Origin of the sequence: Dactylosporangium sp. NPDC000555 (assembly GCF_040300025.1) — a bacterium.
Classification (GTDB): domain Bacteria; phylum Actinomycetota; class Actinomycetes; order Mycobacteriales; family Micromonosporaceae; genus Dactylosporangium.
This window is the reverse complement of record NZ_JBEPDB010000001.1, coordinates 266208-279737: the sequence shown is the minus strand read 5'-3', so window position 1 is coordinate 279737 and position 13530 is coordinate 266208. Positions and strand designations below refer to the sequence as shown.

Genomic DNA, 13530 nt, shown 5'->3' with positions numbered 1-13530 from the left:
TGGCCCGCCGGCCAGCGGCAAGGACACCGTGACAGCCGAGCTGCTCAGGCTCGATGAGCGCTACGTCGCCTATCAGCGGCTCAAGGTCGGCGGCGGCCGGGCGCACGGGTACCGATTCGTCACAGCCGAGCAGTTCGACCAGCTAGAGGCGGCAGGCGAGATCCTGTACAGCAACCGCCGATACGGCAACGTGTACGGCGTCGACCGCGCCTCACTGGCGAGCGTGGCCGAGGCGGGCGGTATCCCGGTGCTGCACCTCGGCCAGGTCGACGCGCTGACCGCCGTCGAGGCATTCCCGGCCTCATGGGTTCGGGTGCTGCTGTGGTGTCCCCGCACCGTCACGGCGCAGCGCTCGGCGGCGCGCGGCGACACCGACGCGGGCGCGCGGCTCGCCGCGTGGGACGAGACCCAAAGGGACCTTGGGGAGCACCAGCACGCCGGGTTTGACCTGGCTATCCGCACCGACCGCATGGCGCCTTTGGAGGCGGCCCGGTCGATTCACGCCGTGGTTTTGACCGGAAGCCGCGGGCGTACCGCGCCGAGTTCGGAGGTGATGGCGGCATGACGACCGCGCGGGTGATGGTCCCGGTGCTGACCCTGATGAACGCGAACGGCAGCGTCGATGAAGGTGCCTGCGCGGCGTACGCGGAGCGGGCCGGGGCGACGTGGCTTGACCTGTTCCTCGTCTCGGGCACGATCGGGGGCGGGGAGAGCAGCACGCCTGTCGTGCGACGCCGTGTCCTGGAGTTGTGGGCCGCGCGGGTGCCGAAGGATCGGCTCCTGGCCTGCGTCTGGACCCCGGACGACCTGACCCATGCCGCCGACAGCGGGGTGCGGCCGATCGTCGTGCTCCGGGACCTGGCCGACGCCGCCGCGATGCACAGCGTGCTCGCCGAGCTGCCCGCCGACGCGTTCGTGTACAGCCACCCCAACTACACCCCGACCACCTTCACGCCAGCCGTCGCCGAGGCAGCGAAGCGGTCGGGCGTACGGCCAGCGGGTGGCAAGATTTGCAAGGTCAGCCTTGACGCCGTGCAAAGCCTGCGCGCCGCCACAGGCGACGACTTCCAACTCTACGACGGCCGTTGCCGACACGTCGCCGGCAGCGTCCGGGCTGGCGCCACGGGTGTTGTAGCCGTACCGCTTTGTACGTTGCCGAAGGATTTGCCCGATAGGTCCGATACGGACGCGATGCAGCTCACCATCGATCGCACGCAGGCGCTCATCGACAGCACCGGCGCCGGGGCAGCCCGGATCGCCATGCTGACCGATGCGTTGATTCCGAGGCTCTCGACGTGACCGCCGCGAATGAGTTGTGGATTGTGCGGCACTGTGGAGTAAGCGGGACCTCCACCTTTCGGTGGACCGTGAATGGACACGTCTCACAGGCGTCACGCTGTCCTTCGTCTTGTTCTCCTGCCCGCCGTTTCCTGCGTGTGCCCTAGCGCCTCCATAAGGCGCCAAATTCCTGATGACGGATTATTGTCGGGCGAGGGTTCTAGTTCCTTCGCTCGAGTCACTGCATCTGAAATTCCTTGCTCGAACTGCGAAAAATTCAGGGTCGACTTGTTCCATTTTCCAACATACTTTTCCAGTCGTTGGCATGCTTTAGTGCCATTCTCGAGATGGCTTGTGCAGTTATCATGATGCAGGATTAGCCACACTTCGAACGAAGGATTGGACCACGCTAGCTTTACCTTTAGGCGCCTTGCAGTCGCTGACGGTTCACTGATTAAGTACTCATCGACGTCACATACTGCCCATGCCTCATCAAAGTCGTTTAGGTCCCGACGTCGGGCTGTATCACGAACGAGTTCCGTTGGCGCGCCATTCGTAAACACCACGGCTACGCGAGCAGCGTGAACCCACGGGAGTGCCTTAACGGCATCGAAGTACTTCCGCTCGGTTGACTTGCCATTGGTTGCTATAAGAACAGCGCGCCTCTGTGCGCGACGGCCCTGTGAGCGTTCGAGATTGGTTTCACGGCCTTGGCCTATCGCCACACCGCGTCGGGCTACGTCGTTGCCGCTTTTCCTGGCGCTCACTCGTCGTCCCGTCCCGCAAGCGCTCGTTCAAAAAGGTATGTTGATAGATCTGGAACGCCGCCGTAGTTGCCGTTGAGGTAACGACGTTGCCGATTTTCACCCTCTCTGCGCGGCTTGAATTCCGTTAAAGGGTACAGAGTTGAGGTGCCGTCTTCACCCTTCTCGGTAAACCAGATTTCATCGCGGGCTAGCACCTCCTCGGTATCGAATGTGCCGAGGAGTGCCGCGTCATGGCTGGTAAAGATGAGTTGGCTTTGGTGGGGATTGGTGCTCTTGCTTTTGAACAGCCCGATTAGTTTGGCCGTGAGCATCGGATGCAAACTCGCGTCGATCTCGTCCACGGTCATCGTGCCGCCGTCTTTCAAAATGACGGCAGCATCGATTGACAGGTCGAGTAGTTGTTGAGTGCCCGTTGATTCCTGTTCTATTGGAATCAACCCAGGGCCATTGGGGCCGCGGTGTGAGAAGAAAAGTCGCTTACGATTACGAGGGGGCACTGCAGAAAGCCGCTGAGTTCTTGTGGATGTTCGCGAAACGCCATCGTAGTCTTCTAGATCGAACAGCGTTTCTTGTTCGGTGGGCTGGTAAACAAGTACGTCTAGGATTCCGATATCGGCCGCGCGGAGCAGGTCGATGATAATCCGGCGGTTTTCCTCGGACTCCGGGAAAACTCGGCCCAGCACGTGCATAGGCCGGCCGCCTGGACGGCTCCGCGCGCGGGTACGGAAGAACCACCGATACGTATCATGTAGAGGCTGCGGTTCCGGGCCGTCGGAAATCACCCCGCGTCGGCTGAACCTTGCGACGGTTGACAGGAAGAGTGCAGTCGGCGCCGTAATGCTTGAAATGCGCTCAAGATCTGTTTGTTTCCTGGACTCGTCACCCCAGCTGTACTCGTCGCCCTCCCGTTCGAATACACGCCGTCGCTTCTTGAGTGGATAGTAATATAGCCACTCTTCCAGAATGCATTCGTCGTTGATTGTGAAGCCATACGTATGCCGCACACCGTTAATAGACAGATCCACAACGTAACGTGATGGATTGTCCTGCGCTACCGGGTCGAGGTGAAAGCATTCCCTGTCAATCAGGTTTAGTTCTGGCTCGACCGCTCGGTCTGAATCGATCGCCATTCTTCGCATAAAAGCAAGCGCATGTAGCGCGTTGGACTTGCCGGATGCGTTCGCGCCAAAGATGCCCACCACGGGGACGGCCTCGTCGGCAATCACCTGCTCATCCGACCTGGTGTACATCGGCGTGAGATTCAGGTGCTGTTCATCAAGAAATGATCTGTGGTTCGCAAAGCGGAAGCTCAGCAGCATCGAGGCGCTGACCCCCTCTCGTGGGTGGCATTAGCCCGTTCCGTGCGAGTAAACCACGCGAAGGGCCCTCTGTGTACGGGTCTCTTCAAGATCGGCACTGTACCGCTTCGGTCGATGATGAGCTACGGCTATGGCGCGGTTCCGACCGGTGGATGGCAACGACTGGGCATTTTAGGCGGTTTGTCTGAGTGTCAAGCGTCCGGGCGGCGGCTCGGCACCGCTGAGGCTTGCGACATGCCTCGCGGTCAAGGCGCGGCAACGGCTCCGGCGCACCGAGCGTTTATGCAGGTCAAGGCCGAAGTAATCTTGTGACTGTAAATCCGTCGCGAAAGCTACAGAGGTTCGAATCCTCTACCCGCCACTTGGCAGAAAAGAAGGCCCTTGACCAGGGGAAACTCTGGGCGAGGGCCTTCTTTTGTGTCCGGCCCGGTCCGGGTGAATCCAGCCGGTCACGGCTGGTTGTGGGCAGATCGTGGGCAGGTCGATCTTGTCCGCGCTGCGTGGAGCTGCGGCTTCGGTCTTGAGAAGCTTGAGCCAGGTGTCGGCCGGGAGGTGGTCCGAGATGAGCGTCACCGTGTTAGAGCACGTCGGTCCGTGGAGTGAGGCGGATTACCTCGCGCTGGGCGAGACGGTGGATCGGATCGAGCTGCTCGATGGGAGCCTGTTGGTGAGCCCCGCCCCGACCAAGCGCCACCAGCGGCTGTCCCGGCGGATCGCCAACGCCCTCGACGGGCCGGCTTCGGCGGCTGGCTTGGAGGTCTGGGAGGCGGTCAACGTCCGGCTGCACACCGGCCGGATCGTCATCCCCGATCTGGTCGTGGCGGACACCGACGATGACGGCGCGATGACCGAGGCGTCCGAGGTCGTCTCGCCGGGCAACGCCTCGGCAGACCGCCTCCTGAACATGCAGCTGTACGCGGCCGCGCAGATCGCGTGGTACCTGCTGGTCGAGCAGGATTCGGACGTAGTGCTGTTGCGGCTGTACCGCCTGGAAGGCGCGCACTACGTCGAGCACGCGACAGCTACGAGCGGTGCCGTGCTCGCCTCGGACCGGCCGTTCGCGTTCCAGCTCGACACCGAATCGCTGTTGGGCCGGTAGCGCCGGATACGGCAGACGGCTCGGGCGACGACGGACATCGCGGCAGCTCAAAGAGGCAAGACCGACCCAATCGGGACGCCGCCGACCCTGCGTCCGGCTCGGCGGCAAGCCGGCTGCGGTGACGACGGTCCAGCGGAAGCGGACCGCGCTGCTCAACACCGTCCGAAGTCTCGGCAAGCGCGCCGAGCGGGTGGTCGCCTTCTTCGGGTGCCTGTACTACGCGGGCATGCACCCTTCGGAGGCGGCGGACCTGCGGGCACTCCGGCTGCACGCTCCCGGCGACCGGGCTGGGGAAGAACGGTGCTCGCCCAGACAGTGCCACACGTCGGCTCGCACTGGACCGATGACGGCGCAGCCCACGAGCGGCGTGGTCTTCCCGCAGCCGCCACAGCTCGTCGCGATGTTGCGCCACCACGTCGAGGCGTTCGGCGTGGCCGAGGATGCTCGGCTCTTCCGGGGCATCTACGGCGGGCCGCTGCCATCGCCGGCGTGCCGCCGACCGAGGTCGCGCGGCGCCTCGGTCATGGCGTTGCAGTCCTGCTCAAGGAGCGCTGGGGTGATCGAGAGGGCGGGATACGCTTCGATCATGGCGGATTGGGTGCGCCTTCAATTGGACGTGGACGAGTTCGACGAAGGGGAGTTCGAGCCTTATCTGCGGAGGGCGCGCGAGTCGGGTATCGAGTTCACGACGTTCGCCGAGCTCGGCGACACGGCCGACCACCGCGGGGCGTTGTACGAGCTCAACAAGACGTGCTCGGCCGATATCCCGCAGCGGGGAGCATTCCACACGTACGACGAGTACGTGGCGAAGCGCATCGAGGTGCCAAGCTTCCACCCGAGCGCAGTCGTGCTCGCGGTTCGCGATGGCGAGTGGATCGGCATGTCCGCGACGTCATTGAACCCGACCGAGGGATATGCGTTCAACGAGATGACCGGCGTGCTCGCGCCCTACCGCGGCCAGGGTCTGTCGCTGGCGCTGAAGCTCCTCGGCATCCGCTTCGTACGCTCGTCGGGATACCGGCGGGTCATCACGTTGCACCACCCGCTCAACGCGTCCGCGATCGCAATGAACCGCCGCCTCGGCTTCGTCGACCATGTCAGCGAAGCGCCCGAATGATTCGTGGGCAGTCGGCGGATCGTGGGCGGCTCTGCGGCCAACGGCGGATCGCCGGAGCGAAACGGCAGGTCAGAGGCTTTGCGCAGGCCATTATCGTTGCGCGCTCTGCAAATACGTCGCGAAAGCTACAGAGAGGAAGGCAATGAGCAGGGGATTCGCACTCGTCGTCCACTTCCACCTCCACGACGAAAAGGCCGCAAAGGGGTTCGATGACCTGGTGTCGCGGACGACGCCCGAAATTGAGCGGCACGAACCGGACACGTTGGCGTACGTGGTGCACTCTGTGCCGGACGAGCCACTGACGCGCGTATTCTACGAGCTGTACGCCGACCGCGCGGCGTTCGACTTCCACGAGCAGCAGCCACACACCAAGCACTTCCTGGCCGAACGGCAGCAGTACCTGAGCGGCATTGACGTCACGTTCATGCAGGCCGAATCCGGAAAGGGGCCGATGCATCTGTGATCGCCGAGCAGCAACGCGCGTTCGGAGCGCGGGTCGCCGACCTGCGGAAGCAGCGTGGCATTGCAAAAGAGGCCCGTGACACGGTCACGGGCCTCGTGCGTAGGTCTCACTGCCTCTCAGGCGGAACGGCTGGATCTCGCCCGACGCGACGAATGCGCGACAAAAGTTTGGCGCCATGATCACTGGGATCGGGTTGCCGTCTTGGCCGGTGCTTCAGGCCACGGTGCTCGGTCACCTGGTCGTCGTTGCTCCAGCCTTGGCCGACAGCCACCGTCGCACCCGTGAGGTGCAGCTAGCCCCACTCCCCGGCTTCGGTGGCGGAGACGAGCTCTTGGTTAAGAGGCAGCGGCTGGCTGCGGTTCTGGTACCGGCCTTCTGCGGCGCCGGCGCAGGACGAACGCCCAGACGATCACGGTCAGCAGCAGTGCGGCGGCGAGCTGCCTGGGAAAGCCGAACATCAGCGTCACCCAGGTGCCCAGAGGATCCGCGCGCTGCCACCATGTCTCGGTGGTGGAGTCGTCGCCCTGCTTATCCAGACTGGACCGGCTCGCAAGTGGACTGTAGATCACACCGACCGTTTCGCCATCGAAGCGGTGACCGAGATCGGGTAGCGGGGAGGGGCTCAACCGAGTGGTCACGATGTAGATCCGACCATCTTGGCCACCGAAATCCTCGACCCACCCGGTGTCCTTCATCGTGATTAGCGCGTCGGTTACTTCGTCCAACGCCGGTGGCCGGGTACCGGCCGAATGCGGTCTGTCGAGGAAAGGAAGCTCCACTGCGGACAGTGGGATGCCGGACCGGTGCCGGGGATTGAGCCCGGCAACCGCTGTCGATAGCACCAGCAGCGGGACCAGGATCATAAGGCAGATCAGAGTGACAACGGCGTCGCGCACTCGAGTCATGAAGGATAGTTTGCGCCCGGACGGAGTGGGGCGCTATTCGTACAGGCGTGCTGCATGCTGCGCTGGCGCCGGTGGACAGGGGACGTCGCCGAGCAGGGGCTTCCGTCGAGCGAATGCCCTCGGCTCAGCCGCGGCGCAGCGGCGTCCAGGAGCCGTGCTCGGTGGCGAACAGCAGCGAAGAGAGGCCGGCCTCCTGGAAGGCCACCTCGAGGTCGTCGCGCCCCTCGGAGAAGTGGGCCCAGCCGTCGTAGTGTGCCGGGACGACAACGTCGGCGCCGAGTACGGCGGCGGCGGCCGCGGCGCGGCGGCTGTCCATGGTGAGGGGGCGTCCGCCGAACTTCGCCGGCACCCGGGCCGCCCCGGCGTGCAGCACGGCGGCGTCGATGGCCGGCGCGCGGCGGGCGATCTCGGCCACGGTGCGGATCGAGGCGTTGTCGCCGCTGATGTAGACGGTGGGCAGGTCCTGCCCCGACAGGACGAACCCGATGACCTCGCAGTTGACGTTGCCGAAGGGGTCGCGTTCGCCGTCCTCTGGGCCGTGGACGGCCGGGACCGCGAGCACCGTCAGCTCGCCACCGCCGTCCGGGCGGGGCAGCGAGCGCTCGGTCCAAGGGGCCAGCCCGACGGCCGGCGAGCCGAGCTTCTCCGCCGACCGGGGACCGGCCAGCACCAGCGGTGCGGCCAGCGCGAAGGCTCGGCCGCGATCATCGAGGTTGTCCGGGTGCTCCTGGTGGCTGACCAGGACGACGTCGACCGCGCCGACCTGCTCCTCGGTCGCGACGGGTGCGATGGTCTTGGTGAGGTACCCGTGCTGGCCGATCGGGTCGAACGTGGGGTCGCTGACGATGCGCAGGCCGCCGAGGGCGAGGACGACGGTCGGGCCGCCGAGGACGGTGGCGGCGCACGCGTCCGCCGGCAGCGCTGTGAGGATGTCCGGCACGGTTTCCCTATACCCTCGCGGCCGGTCTTCGCACCACACACTCGCGGCCGGTCCTCGCATCGCGACAGGCATGGGCACGCGCTCGCCGGGTAACCCCGCAGGGATCGGATTAGCCAAAATTCGCTGGGACAGAGGGGCGTCGACGCACTTCTCTGCGTTGTGCCGGTGCGCGAAAATCCAAGGTTGTGGACGAATCAGCTGAGAAGGACGGCACGCCGTGGCGCCGGGTGGCGTGGTTCGTCGTCTGGTACGTCGTCGTGCTGTTGCCCGCACTGGGGCTGATCGCGCTGACCGCTTGGGTGCCGGCCGTGCCCGGTGCGCTGCTGCTACTTGCCGGGCTCGTCGTCGCCGGTTACGGCACGGTACACATTGTTCGGCGCTTCAATCGTGGCCCATCTGACGCCGGGGCGACGCCGGTCGGGAATCCGCCGGACGCGGTGCACGGCGCCGATCGCCCCGACCAGCGGCATGAGCCGTCCCGGACGGTGCGGTCGTCGCTCAGGTCGCTCGGGCACGGGGTCGCGCTCCTGGCGGTACCGGCGGCGATCACGTTTGCGTTCGGGACCCTTCTGGAGCGGCAGGACGAGGTCGGCATCGGGCCGGTCGCGAACGTCGCCGTGTGGGTCCTGGCGATCGTCGACATCACGCTCATCACGGTGCTGGCCTTCACGCTGCTGTACCGGGTTCTTCGTTTCCTGGCCGTCGTCTGGTGGGCGCTGCGGGTCGCGCGCTCACGCGCATCGGGCAACCAGGGTGCCGAGTCCGACCCTCCTCCGGGCGTCAGGCCGGGGCCGAGCGGCGCGTACTGGGTCGGTGTCGTCTCGGTGGTGCTGTTCGGGTCGTTGACGGCCGGGTTGATCGCTGTCTTGATCGACTACGGCTGGGAGTCGTGGCAGTACCACCACGCGCCGCCATGCTCGGAAACGGTCACGTCGGGCTGCAGGTCGCTGGAGACGGTGCGGGTGGTCGACCTGGTCAAGGTCCGCAGAAACAGACTGGACGAGTATCAACTGACCACCAGCGACGGCGTCCGGGCCTGGGTGGCGACGCGACCGAAGCAGTGGCGGTCGCTCCCCACCGACGGGCTCATGGCCACGATGGAGCGCTACGACGGCAGGGTGTTCGCCGTCTCCGCCGCGGGCGCCACCCGACTCACCACCGACAACCCGGACGAGCAGGTGCCCCAGTTCGTACCAGCGGTGCCAGCCTCAGCAGGATTCATCTGGTATGCCGCCGCGTTCGCGGGGGCCGCCAGGGAAGCGCTGACCGGCCGGGAGGCGCCGAAGCGGTCACGCCGGGCGGAACGACTTCGGCGGATCGGATTGGCGGTCGTGATCGGAGGGCTCATCACGTTCCTCGTGCCCGCGCTCCACGCCGGGTTGTCACTGCACGTCGTGCTGACCATCGAGATAACGGCCACTGCGGTGGCGTTCCTCCTCCTGGCGTGGCACGCCCGCCGGCGCGAGTCCACCGCCCCCTCAGAATGATCAACGGGCGTGCTCAACGCCGCAGGTGTCAGCGGATGCTCGCCAGGCGGGATCGGGTGCGGGCCGGTGCGGTCGGGGGCAGCGCGGTGAGGACGTCGGCAAGGGTGACGTCGGCGAGGCTGCGGCGCCATGCCTGGTGCGCGTCGGCCATCTTCTCGGCCAGGATGCAGGTGTCGCGGCAGTCCTCGGGGGGTAGTGCTCCCCGTCCCTGCTGGCGGATCTCGCGGCACTCGTAGGGCGGGGACGCGCCGTCGACGGCCTCGACGATCTGCAGCAGGGTGATGTCGGCGGTGGGCCGAGCGAGCCGGAATCCTCCCCGGGGGCCGGTGGTGGCGGCGAGCAAACCGGCCTTGACGAGCGCCTTGAGCTGCTTGGCGAGGTAGGCCGGCGGGAGGTCGTAGTACTGCGCGAGCTGGGCCGTGGACGCGGTGGTTCCCGGTTCGAGCTGCGCCAGCGTGGTGGCGCAGTGCAGGACCCATTCGGTGCTCACAGGCAGCTTCACACCGCCGAGTCTATCGCAGATATTGTAGATCTATTTAGTCCATGATAGCGTCGCCGACGACAACGCCAAGGGGGAGATCATCATGCGGATCGCAGTTGCCGGCGCGACAGGAAACATCGGGACCCTCACCGTCACTGCCCTCGAACGGGACGGGCACGAGGTCGTGCGGATCAGCCGCTCCCACGGAGTGGACCTGTCCACCGGTGACGGCCTCGCCGACGCCCTGACCGGCGTCGCGGCCGTCGTCGACGTCACCAACAGCACGGCGGCCGACCCGGCAGAGACGGTGGCGTTCTTCGGCACCACCACGCGCAACCTCCTGGCGGCCGAACAGCGGGCCGGAGTCCGGCACCACGTGCTGCTCTCCATCGCCGGGATCCATCGCGTCGAGGGCAACGCGCACTACGCGGGCAAGCGGGAGCAGGAGCGCCTCGTGGCCGCCGGGCCGGTGCCGTGGACGATCGTCCCGGCCACCCAGTTCCACGACTTCGCCGCGATGGTGACCAGCTGGACCGAGCAAGACGGGGTCGCCACCATCGCCCCGCTGCTCGTGCAGCCGATCGCGCCCGCGGACGTGGCCGACATCCTCGCCGAGATCGCCACCGGCGAGCCCCAGGGGCGTTACGCCGACATCGCCGGTCCGGACCCGCAGGACCTGGTCGACATGGCCCGGCGCACCAACTCCGCGCGCGGCCGCGCGGTCACGCTCGTGCCGACCTGGTCGGCGCTGTTCGGTCCGGCGATGGCCGGTGACGTGCTGCTGCCGGGCGAGGGTGCCCGCATCGCGCCGACCACCTTCGACCAGTGGCTCGAGCAGCAGCGATAGCACCACGAGGCCCGCGACTTCACCAGCTCTGTCCAGGCCACAGGTGGCGGCCGGTGCCGCCTCTTCTTGGGTCGCCGGCGGCGCCAGACGTGCCTACCGCGCTCACGCCGCCGAAGTAGTGGTCCAGGTGGTCCCACTGCTGGAGTTTGTAGCCGGCCTCCGACAAGGCCTCCAGCTCGTCGTCCGGGTAGCCGGGCTCGACGTGGACTACGTCCGACACCACGTGGAATCTCGGGCGGTGGATCGCGGTCGCCGTGTCGGTGCCGTCGATCAGAGTGTTGATCAAAGTGTGGAGCAGGGCCATGCGGATTCTGGTGGCGCCGGCCGAGCCTATGGCCAGGAGCAGCCGGCCGTCCGGGGCCGTCACCACCGTGGGGCACATGCACGAGGCCATGCGGTCGCCGGGGCTCGTGCCGGGTCGGATCAGCTCGCCCTCGCCGAGCATGGAGTTCAGGTGCACGCCCAGGCCGTCCAGCCAGATCCCGGAGCCGATGCCGAGGGTCAGGGTGGTCACGCAGGCGTTGCCCTCGGGGTCCACCACCGTGATGTTCGTGGTGTCGTCCGGGCGTTGAGGGGCGTCCGAGCGCAGGGCGTTCGCCAAAGCGACCGCCCGCGCCGGTCGCGGCAGGTCCGCTACATCGGCCAGAGCATCCAAGGTCGCGATAAATCCGTTCAGGTCGCGCCGTGCCAGCACCGTCCGGCCGGCCAGGGAGGCCGCCGCCACGGGTTGGGACAGGACGCGGTACGACGCGAGATCGGTACGGGTCAGGATGCCGCCGCCGGACTGCACCGTGGCCACCGTCTGTTCGGCGATGGAGCCTCGGTAGAAGGCGCTCGGGCCCTCGTCGGACAGGATGCTCAGGGCCGTCGACAGGCCCGGGTGGTACAGCAGGTCGCCGCCGGTCAGGAGGCGGCCGGTCGGGGCGTACACCTTCGCTCCGAAGCCGGGCAGCATAGCCGCCCGCAGGGCTGCCAGGGTCGCGGCGTGCGCGTGCGGCAGCAGGGTGCCGCTGCGGGCCAGCGACCGGGCCGGGTCCACGACGCGCCGCCACGGCAGGCGGCCCCAGCGGCGGTGCAGGGCGCCGCAGCCCGCGGGGACGCCGGGGACGCCGACACTGGAGGCGCCAATCTCGAAGCGCTGCGGCACGCTCCCGAAGGTGACCGCGATCGGCTCCATGGGGGCGGCGGGGCGGGTGGCGTCCAGGCCCGGCACCGCGCAGAAGAAGTCCAGGCACGTCGTGGTGCCGGTCGCGGCCTCGTGGTACGTCGCGAACCCGCCGCCGGCGACGCCGGTCAGCACGCTCTCGGCGACGCACGCGGCCAGCATGGCGGCCACGCCCGCGTCCGCGGCGGAGCCACCGGCCTCGAGGGTGCGTAGGCCCACCTCGGCGGTGGCGGGATGGCCCGCGGCGACACCCGCCGGGATCTTCGGATCAGGGCCCTTCCATGAAGAAAACTCGCGGTAGCATCCGTGAACCATGGATCACCCGTCGGAGTCACTGCCCGGTCGCGTTCGGGCGGGATACGCGCTCGGCTCGCTGGTCACGGGAGCCTTCGGCACCGTGCCAGGTCTGCTGCTCCTGCCCTACCTCACCGACACCCTGGGCGTCACGGCCGGGATCGCCGGGCTGCTGGTGCTGGCGCCGAAGGCGTGGGATGTGCTGATCAACCCGGTTGCCGGGCGGATTTCCGATCGTACTCGCACCAGATGGGGCGCCCGGCGGCCTTTCCTGCTCGGCGGGGGTCTCGCGGTCGCCGTGCTGTTCGCCGCGATCTTCGCCGCGCCGGTGCGCAGCGGCGTCTACGTGGCCGTGGTCTTCCTCGCCACCGCCACCGCATACGCGTTCTACCAGGTCCCCTACGTGGCGATGCCGGCCGAGATGACCGACGACTACGCCGAGCGGACCCGGCTCATGACCTGGCGGGTCGCGCTGCTCGCGGTCGCGATCCTGGTCTCCGGCGCCGTGGCCCCGATGGTGACCAAGCAGTTCGGCGGTGGCATCCCGGGCCACCGGGCGATGGGCGTCTTCGTCGCGATCCTGATCGTCCTCGGTACCGTCGGATCCTTCCTCGGCACCCGCGGCGCCCCGACGGGCCGGATCCTGGAGAGCGAGTCCAGCCTCGGGCGGCAGCTGCGCACGGCACGGAACAACGGCGCCTTCACCCGGCTGCTGATCTGCTTCATCGTCCAGGCGGCCGGCATCGCCACGATGCTGGCCGGGGTGAGCTACTTCGCCACCCAGATCCTGCGGGACCCGGACACCGGTGCCACCGTGCTGTTCGCGTGCTTCGTCGGCCCGGCGCTGCTGGTGATGCCGCTGTGGTCGCGGGTCGGCGCCCGGATCGGCAAGCTGCGTGCGTACGTGCTGGCCTCGCTGCTCTTCGCCGCGGCCGCCGCGCTCATCGCGCTGGCGCCGGTCCTGCCCGCGGCCGCGACGTACGTGATCACCGGCCTGGTCGGGTGCGGCTACGCCGGTCAGCAGGTCTTCGGCCTGGCCATGCTGCCCGACTGCATCGCCTACGACGCCGCGCGCACGGGGCGACGCCAGGCGGGCGTGTTCACCGGGCTGTGGACGGCCGGCGAGACGTTCGGGCTCGCGCTCGGCCCGGGCATCTTCGCGCTGATCCTGGCCGCGTTCGGATACGTCTCCAGCGACTCGGGCACCGCCGCCGCGCAGACCGACACGGCACGGGTCGGCGTGTTGCTCGGCTTCACCGTCGTGCCCGCCGTCGTCATGGCATTGGCGCTGTTCACACTGCGAGGCTATGACCTGGACGAGGCGCGACTGCGCCGCGACGAAGAGCGACTGCCGACGGAGGTCTGAAC

At 67.4% G+C, this 13530-nt stretch carries 14 protein-coding genes; 8 read left to right on the top strand and 6 right to left on the bottom strand.

Annotated elements, in window-relative coordinates; all coding sequences use genetic code 11:
* Nucleotides 1–28: 28 nt before the first annotated feature.
* Complete coding sequence (locus ABT297_RS01375) at nucleotides 29–565, top strand: phosphotransferase-like protein (RefSeq protein ID WP_350543300.1); 537 nt, start codon at nucleotides 29–31, stop codon at nucleotides 563–565.
* The gene (locus tag ABT297_RS01370; protein ID WP_350543298.1) at nucleotides 562–1299 is read left to right on the top strand and encodes a dihydrodipicolinate synthase family protein; all 738 of its coding nucleotides are present in this window, start codon (nucleotides 562–564) and stop codon (nucleotides 1297–1299) included. The genes ABT297_RS01375 and ABT297_RS01370 overlap by 4 nt, the downstream gene beginning before the upstream one ends.
* A gap of 92 nt (nucleotides 1300–1391) precedes the next feature.
* On the opposite strand, the gene ABT297_RS01365 is transcribed toward ABT297_RS01370, so the two are convergent.
* Nucleotides 1392–2003 carry an RloB family protein gene (locus ABT297_RS01365; protein WP_350543568.1) on the bottom strand — a complete coding sequence of 204 codons (612 nt, stop codon included), beginning with the start codon at nucleotides 2001–2003 and terminating at the stop codon, nucleotides 1392–1394.
* Nucleotides 2004–2041: 38 nt separating this feature from the next.
* A complete protein-coding gene (locus ABT297_RS01360; RefSeq protein ID WP_350543296.1) occupies nucleotides 2042–3364 on the bottom strand; it encodes an AAA family ATPase in 1323 nt (440 codons plus the stop codon).
* A 562-nt stretch (nucleotides 3365–3926) separates the two neighbouring features.
* Between ABT297_RS01360 and ABT297_RS01355 the strand changes: the two genes are divergently transcribed.
* The 3 genes from ABT297_RS01355 (at nucleotide 3927) to ABT297_RS01345 (ending at nucleotide 6043) form a co-directional block, all read left to right on the top strand.
* Nucleotides 3927–4463, top strand: coding sequence for a Uma2 family endonuclease (locus tag ABT297_RS01355; RefSeq protein WP_350543294.1), 537 nt, complete (start codon nucleotides 3927–3929; stop codon nucleotides 4461–4463).
* Between the two features lie 586 nt (nucleotides 4464–5049).
* Nucleotides 5050–5580: a GNAT family N-acetyltransferase gene (locus tag ABT297_RS01350; protein WP_350543292.1), complete on the top strand. Its 531-nt coding sequence runs from the start codon at nucleotides 5050–5052 to the stop codon at nucleotides 5578–5580.
* A 142-nt stretch (nucleotides 5581–5722) separates the two neighbouring features.
* Complete coding sequence (locus ABT297_RS01345; protein WP_350543290.1) at nucleotides 5723–6043, top strand: putative quinol monooxygenase; 321 nt, start codon at nucleotides 5723–5725, stop codon at nucleotides 6041–6043.
* A 335-nt stretch (nucleotides 6044–6378) separates the two neighbouring features.
* Here the strand turns inward: ABT297_RS01345 and ABT297_RS01340 are convergent, their stop codons facing one another.
* Complete coding sequence (locus tag ABT297_RS01340) at nucleotides 6379–6906, bottom strand: hypothetical protein (RefSeq protein WP_350543288.1); 528 nt, start codon at nucleotides 6904–6906, stop codon at nucleotides 6379–6381.
* Nucleotides 6907–7072: 166 nt separating this feature from the next.
* A complete protein-coding gene (locus ABT297_RS01335; protein ID WP_350543286.1) occupies nucleotides 7073–7888 on the bottom strand; it encodes an MBL fold metallo-hydrolase in 816 nt (271 codons plus the stop codon).
* Between the two features lie 185 nt (nucleotides 7889–8073).
* Here ABT297_RS01335 and ABT297_RS01330 point away from each other — a divergent pair, with 185 nt between their 5' ends.
* Complete coding sequence (locus ABT297_RS01330; RefSeq protein WP_350543284.1) at nucleotides 8074–9375, top strand: hypothetical protein; 1302 nt, start codon at nucleotides 8074–8076, stop codon at nucleotides 9373–9375.
* A 28-nt stretch (nucleotides 9376–9403) separates the two neighbouring features.
* Here ABT297_RS01330 and ABT297_RS01325 read toward each other — a convergent pair whose 3' ends face one another.
* Nucleotides 9404–9877 (bottom strand): RrF2 family transcriptional regulator, encoded by a 474-nt coding sequence (locus ABT297_RS01325; protein ID WP_350543282.1) that lies wholly within the window; start codon nucleotides 9875–9877, stop codon nucleotides 9404–9406.
* 82 nt (nucleotides 9878–9959) lie between these two features.
* On the opposite strand from ABT297_RS01325, the gene ABT297_RS01320 reads away from it, so the two are divergent.
* Complete coding sequence (locus ABT297_RS01320) at nucleotides 9960–10703, top strand: SDR family oxidoreductase (RefSeq protein WP_350543280.1); 744 nt, start codon at nucleotides 9960–9962, stop codon at nucleotides 10701–10703.
* A gap of 19 nt (nucleotides 10704–10722) precedes the next feature.
* Here the strand turns inward: ABT297_RS01320 and ABT297_RS01315 are convergent, their stop codons facing one another.
* Nucleotides 10723–12183: a gamma-glutamyltransferase gene (locus tag ABT297_RS01315; RefSeq protein WP_350543279.1), complete on the bottom strand. Its 1461-nt coding sequence runs from the start codon at nucleotides 12181–12183 to the stop codon at nucleotides 10723–10725.
* Here ABT297_RS01315 and ABT297_RS01310 point away from each other — a divergent pair.
* Entirely contained in the window at nucleotides 12182–13528 is a 1347-nt protein-coding gene (locus ABT297_RS01310) for an MFS transporter (RefSeq protein ID WP_350543278.1), read from the top strand. The genes ABT297_RS01315 and ABT297_RS01310 overlap by 2 nt on opposite strands.
* The last annotated feature ends 2 nt before the right edge of the window (nucleotides 13529–13530 follow it).

Excerpts from the sequence above, each read along its gene's own strand:
- ABT297_RS01360 (WP_350543296.1), bottom strand. The coding sequence starts at position 3,364 with ATGCTGCTGAGCTTCCGCTTTGCGAACCACAGATCATTTCTTGATGAA.
- ABT297_RS01350 (WP_350543292.1), top strand. The coding sequence starts at position 5,050 with ATGGCGGATTGGGTGCGCCTTCAATTGGACGTGGACGAGTTCGACGAA.
- ABT297_RS01345 (WP_350543290.1), top strand. The coding sequence starts at position 5,723 with ATGAGCAGGGGATTCGCACTCGTCGTCCACTTCCACCTCCACGACGAA.
- ABT297_RS01340 (WP_350543288.1), bottom strand. The coding sequence starts at position 6,906 with ATGATCCTGGTCCCGCTGCTGGTGCTATCGACAGCGGTTGCCGGGCTC.
- ABT297_RS01315 (WP_350543279.1), bottom strand. The coding sequence starts at position 12,183 with ATGGTTCACGGATGCTACCGCGAGTTTTCTTCATGGAAGGGCCCTGAT.
- ABT297_RS01355 (WP_350543294.1), top strand. The coding sequence starts at position 3,927 with ATGAGCGTCACCGTGTTAGAGCACGTCGGTCCGTGGAGTGAGGCGGAT.
- ABT297_RS01320 (WP_350543280.1), top strand. The coding sequence starts at position 9,960 with ATGCGGATCGCAGTTGCCGGCGCGACAGGAAACATCGGGACCCTCACC.
- ABT297_RS01310 (WP_350543278.1), top strand. The coding sequence starts at position 12,182 with ATGGATCACCCGTCGGAGTCACTGCCCGGTCGCGTTCGGGCGGGATAC.
- ABT297_RS01370 (WP_350543298.1), top strand. The coding sequence starts at position 562 with ATGACGACCGCGCGGGTGATGGTCCCGGTGCTGACCCTGATGAACGCG.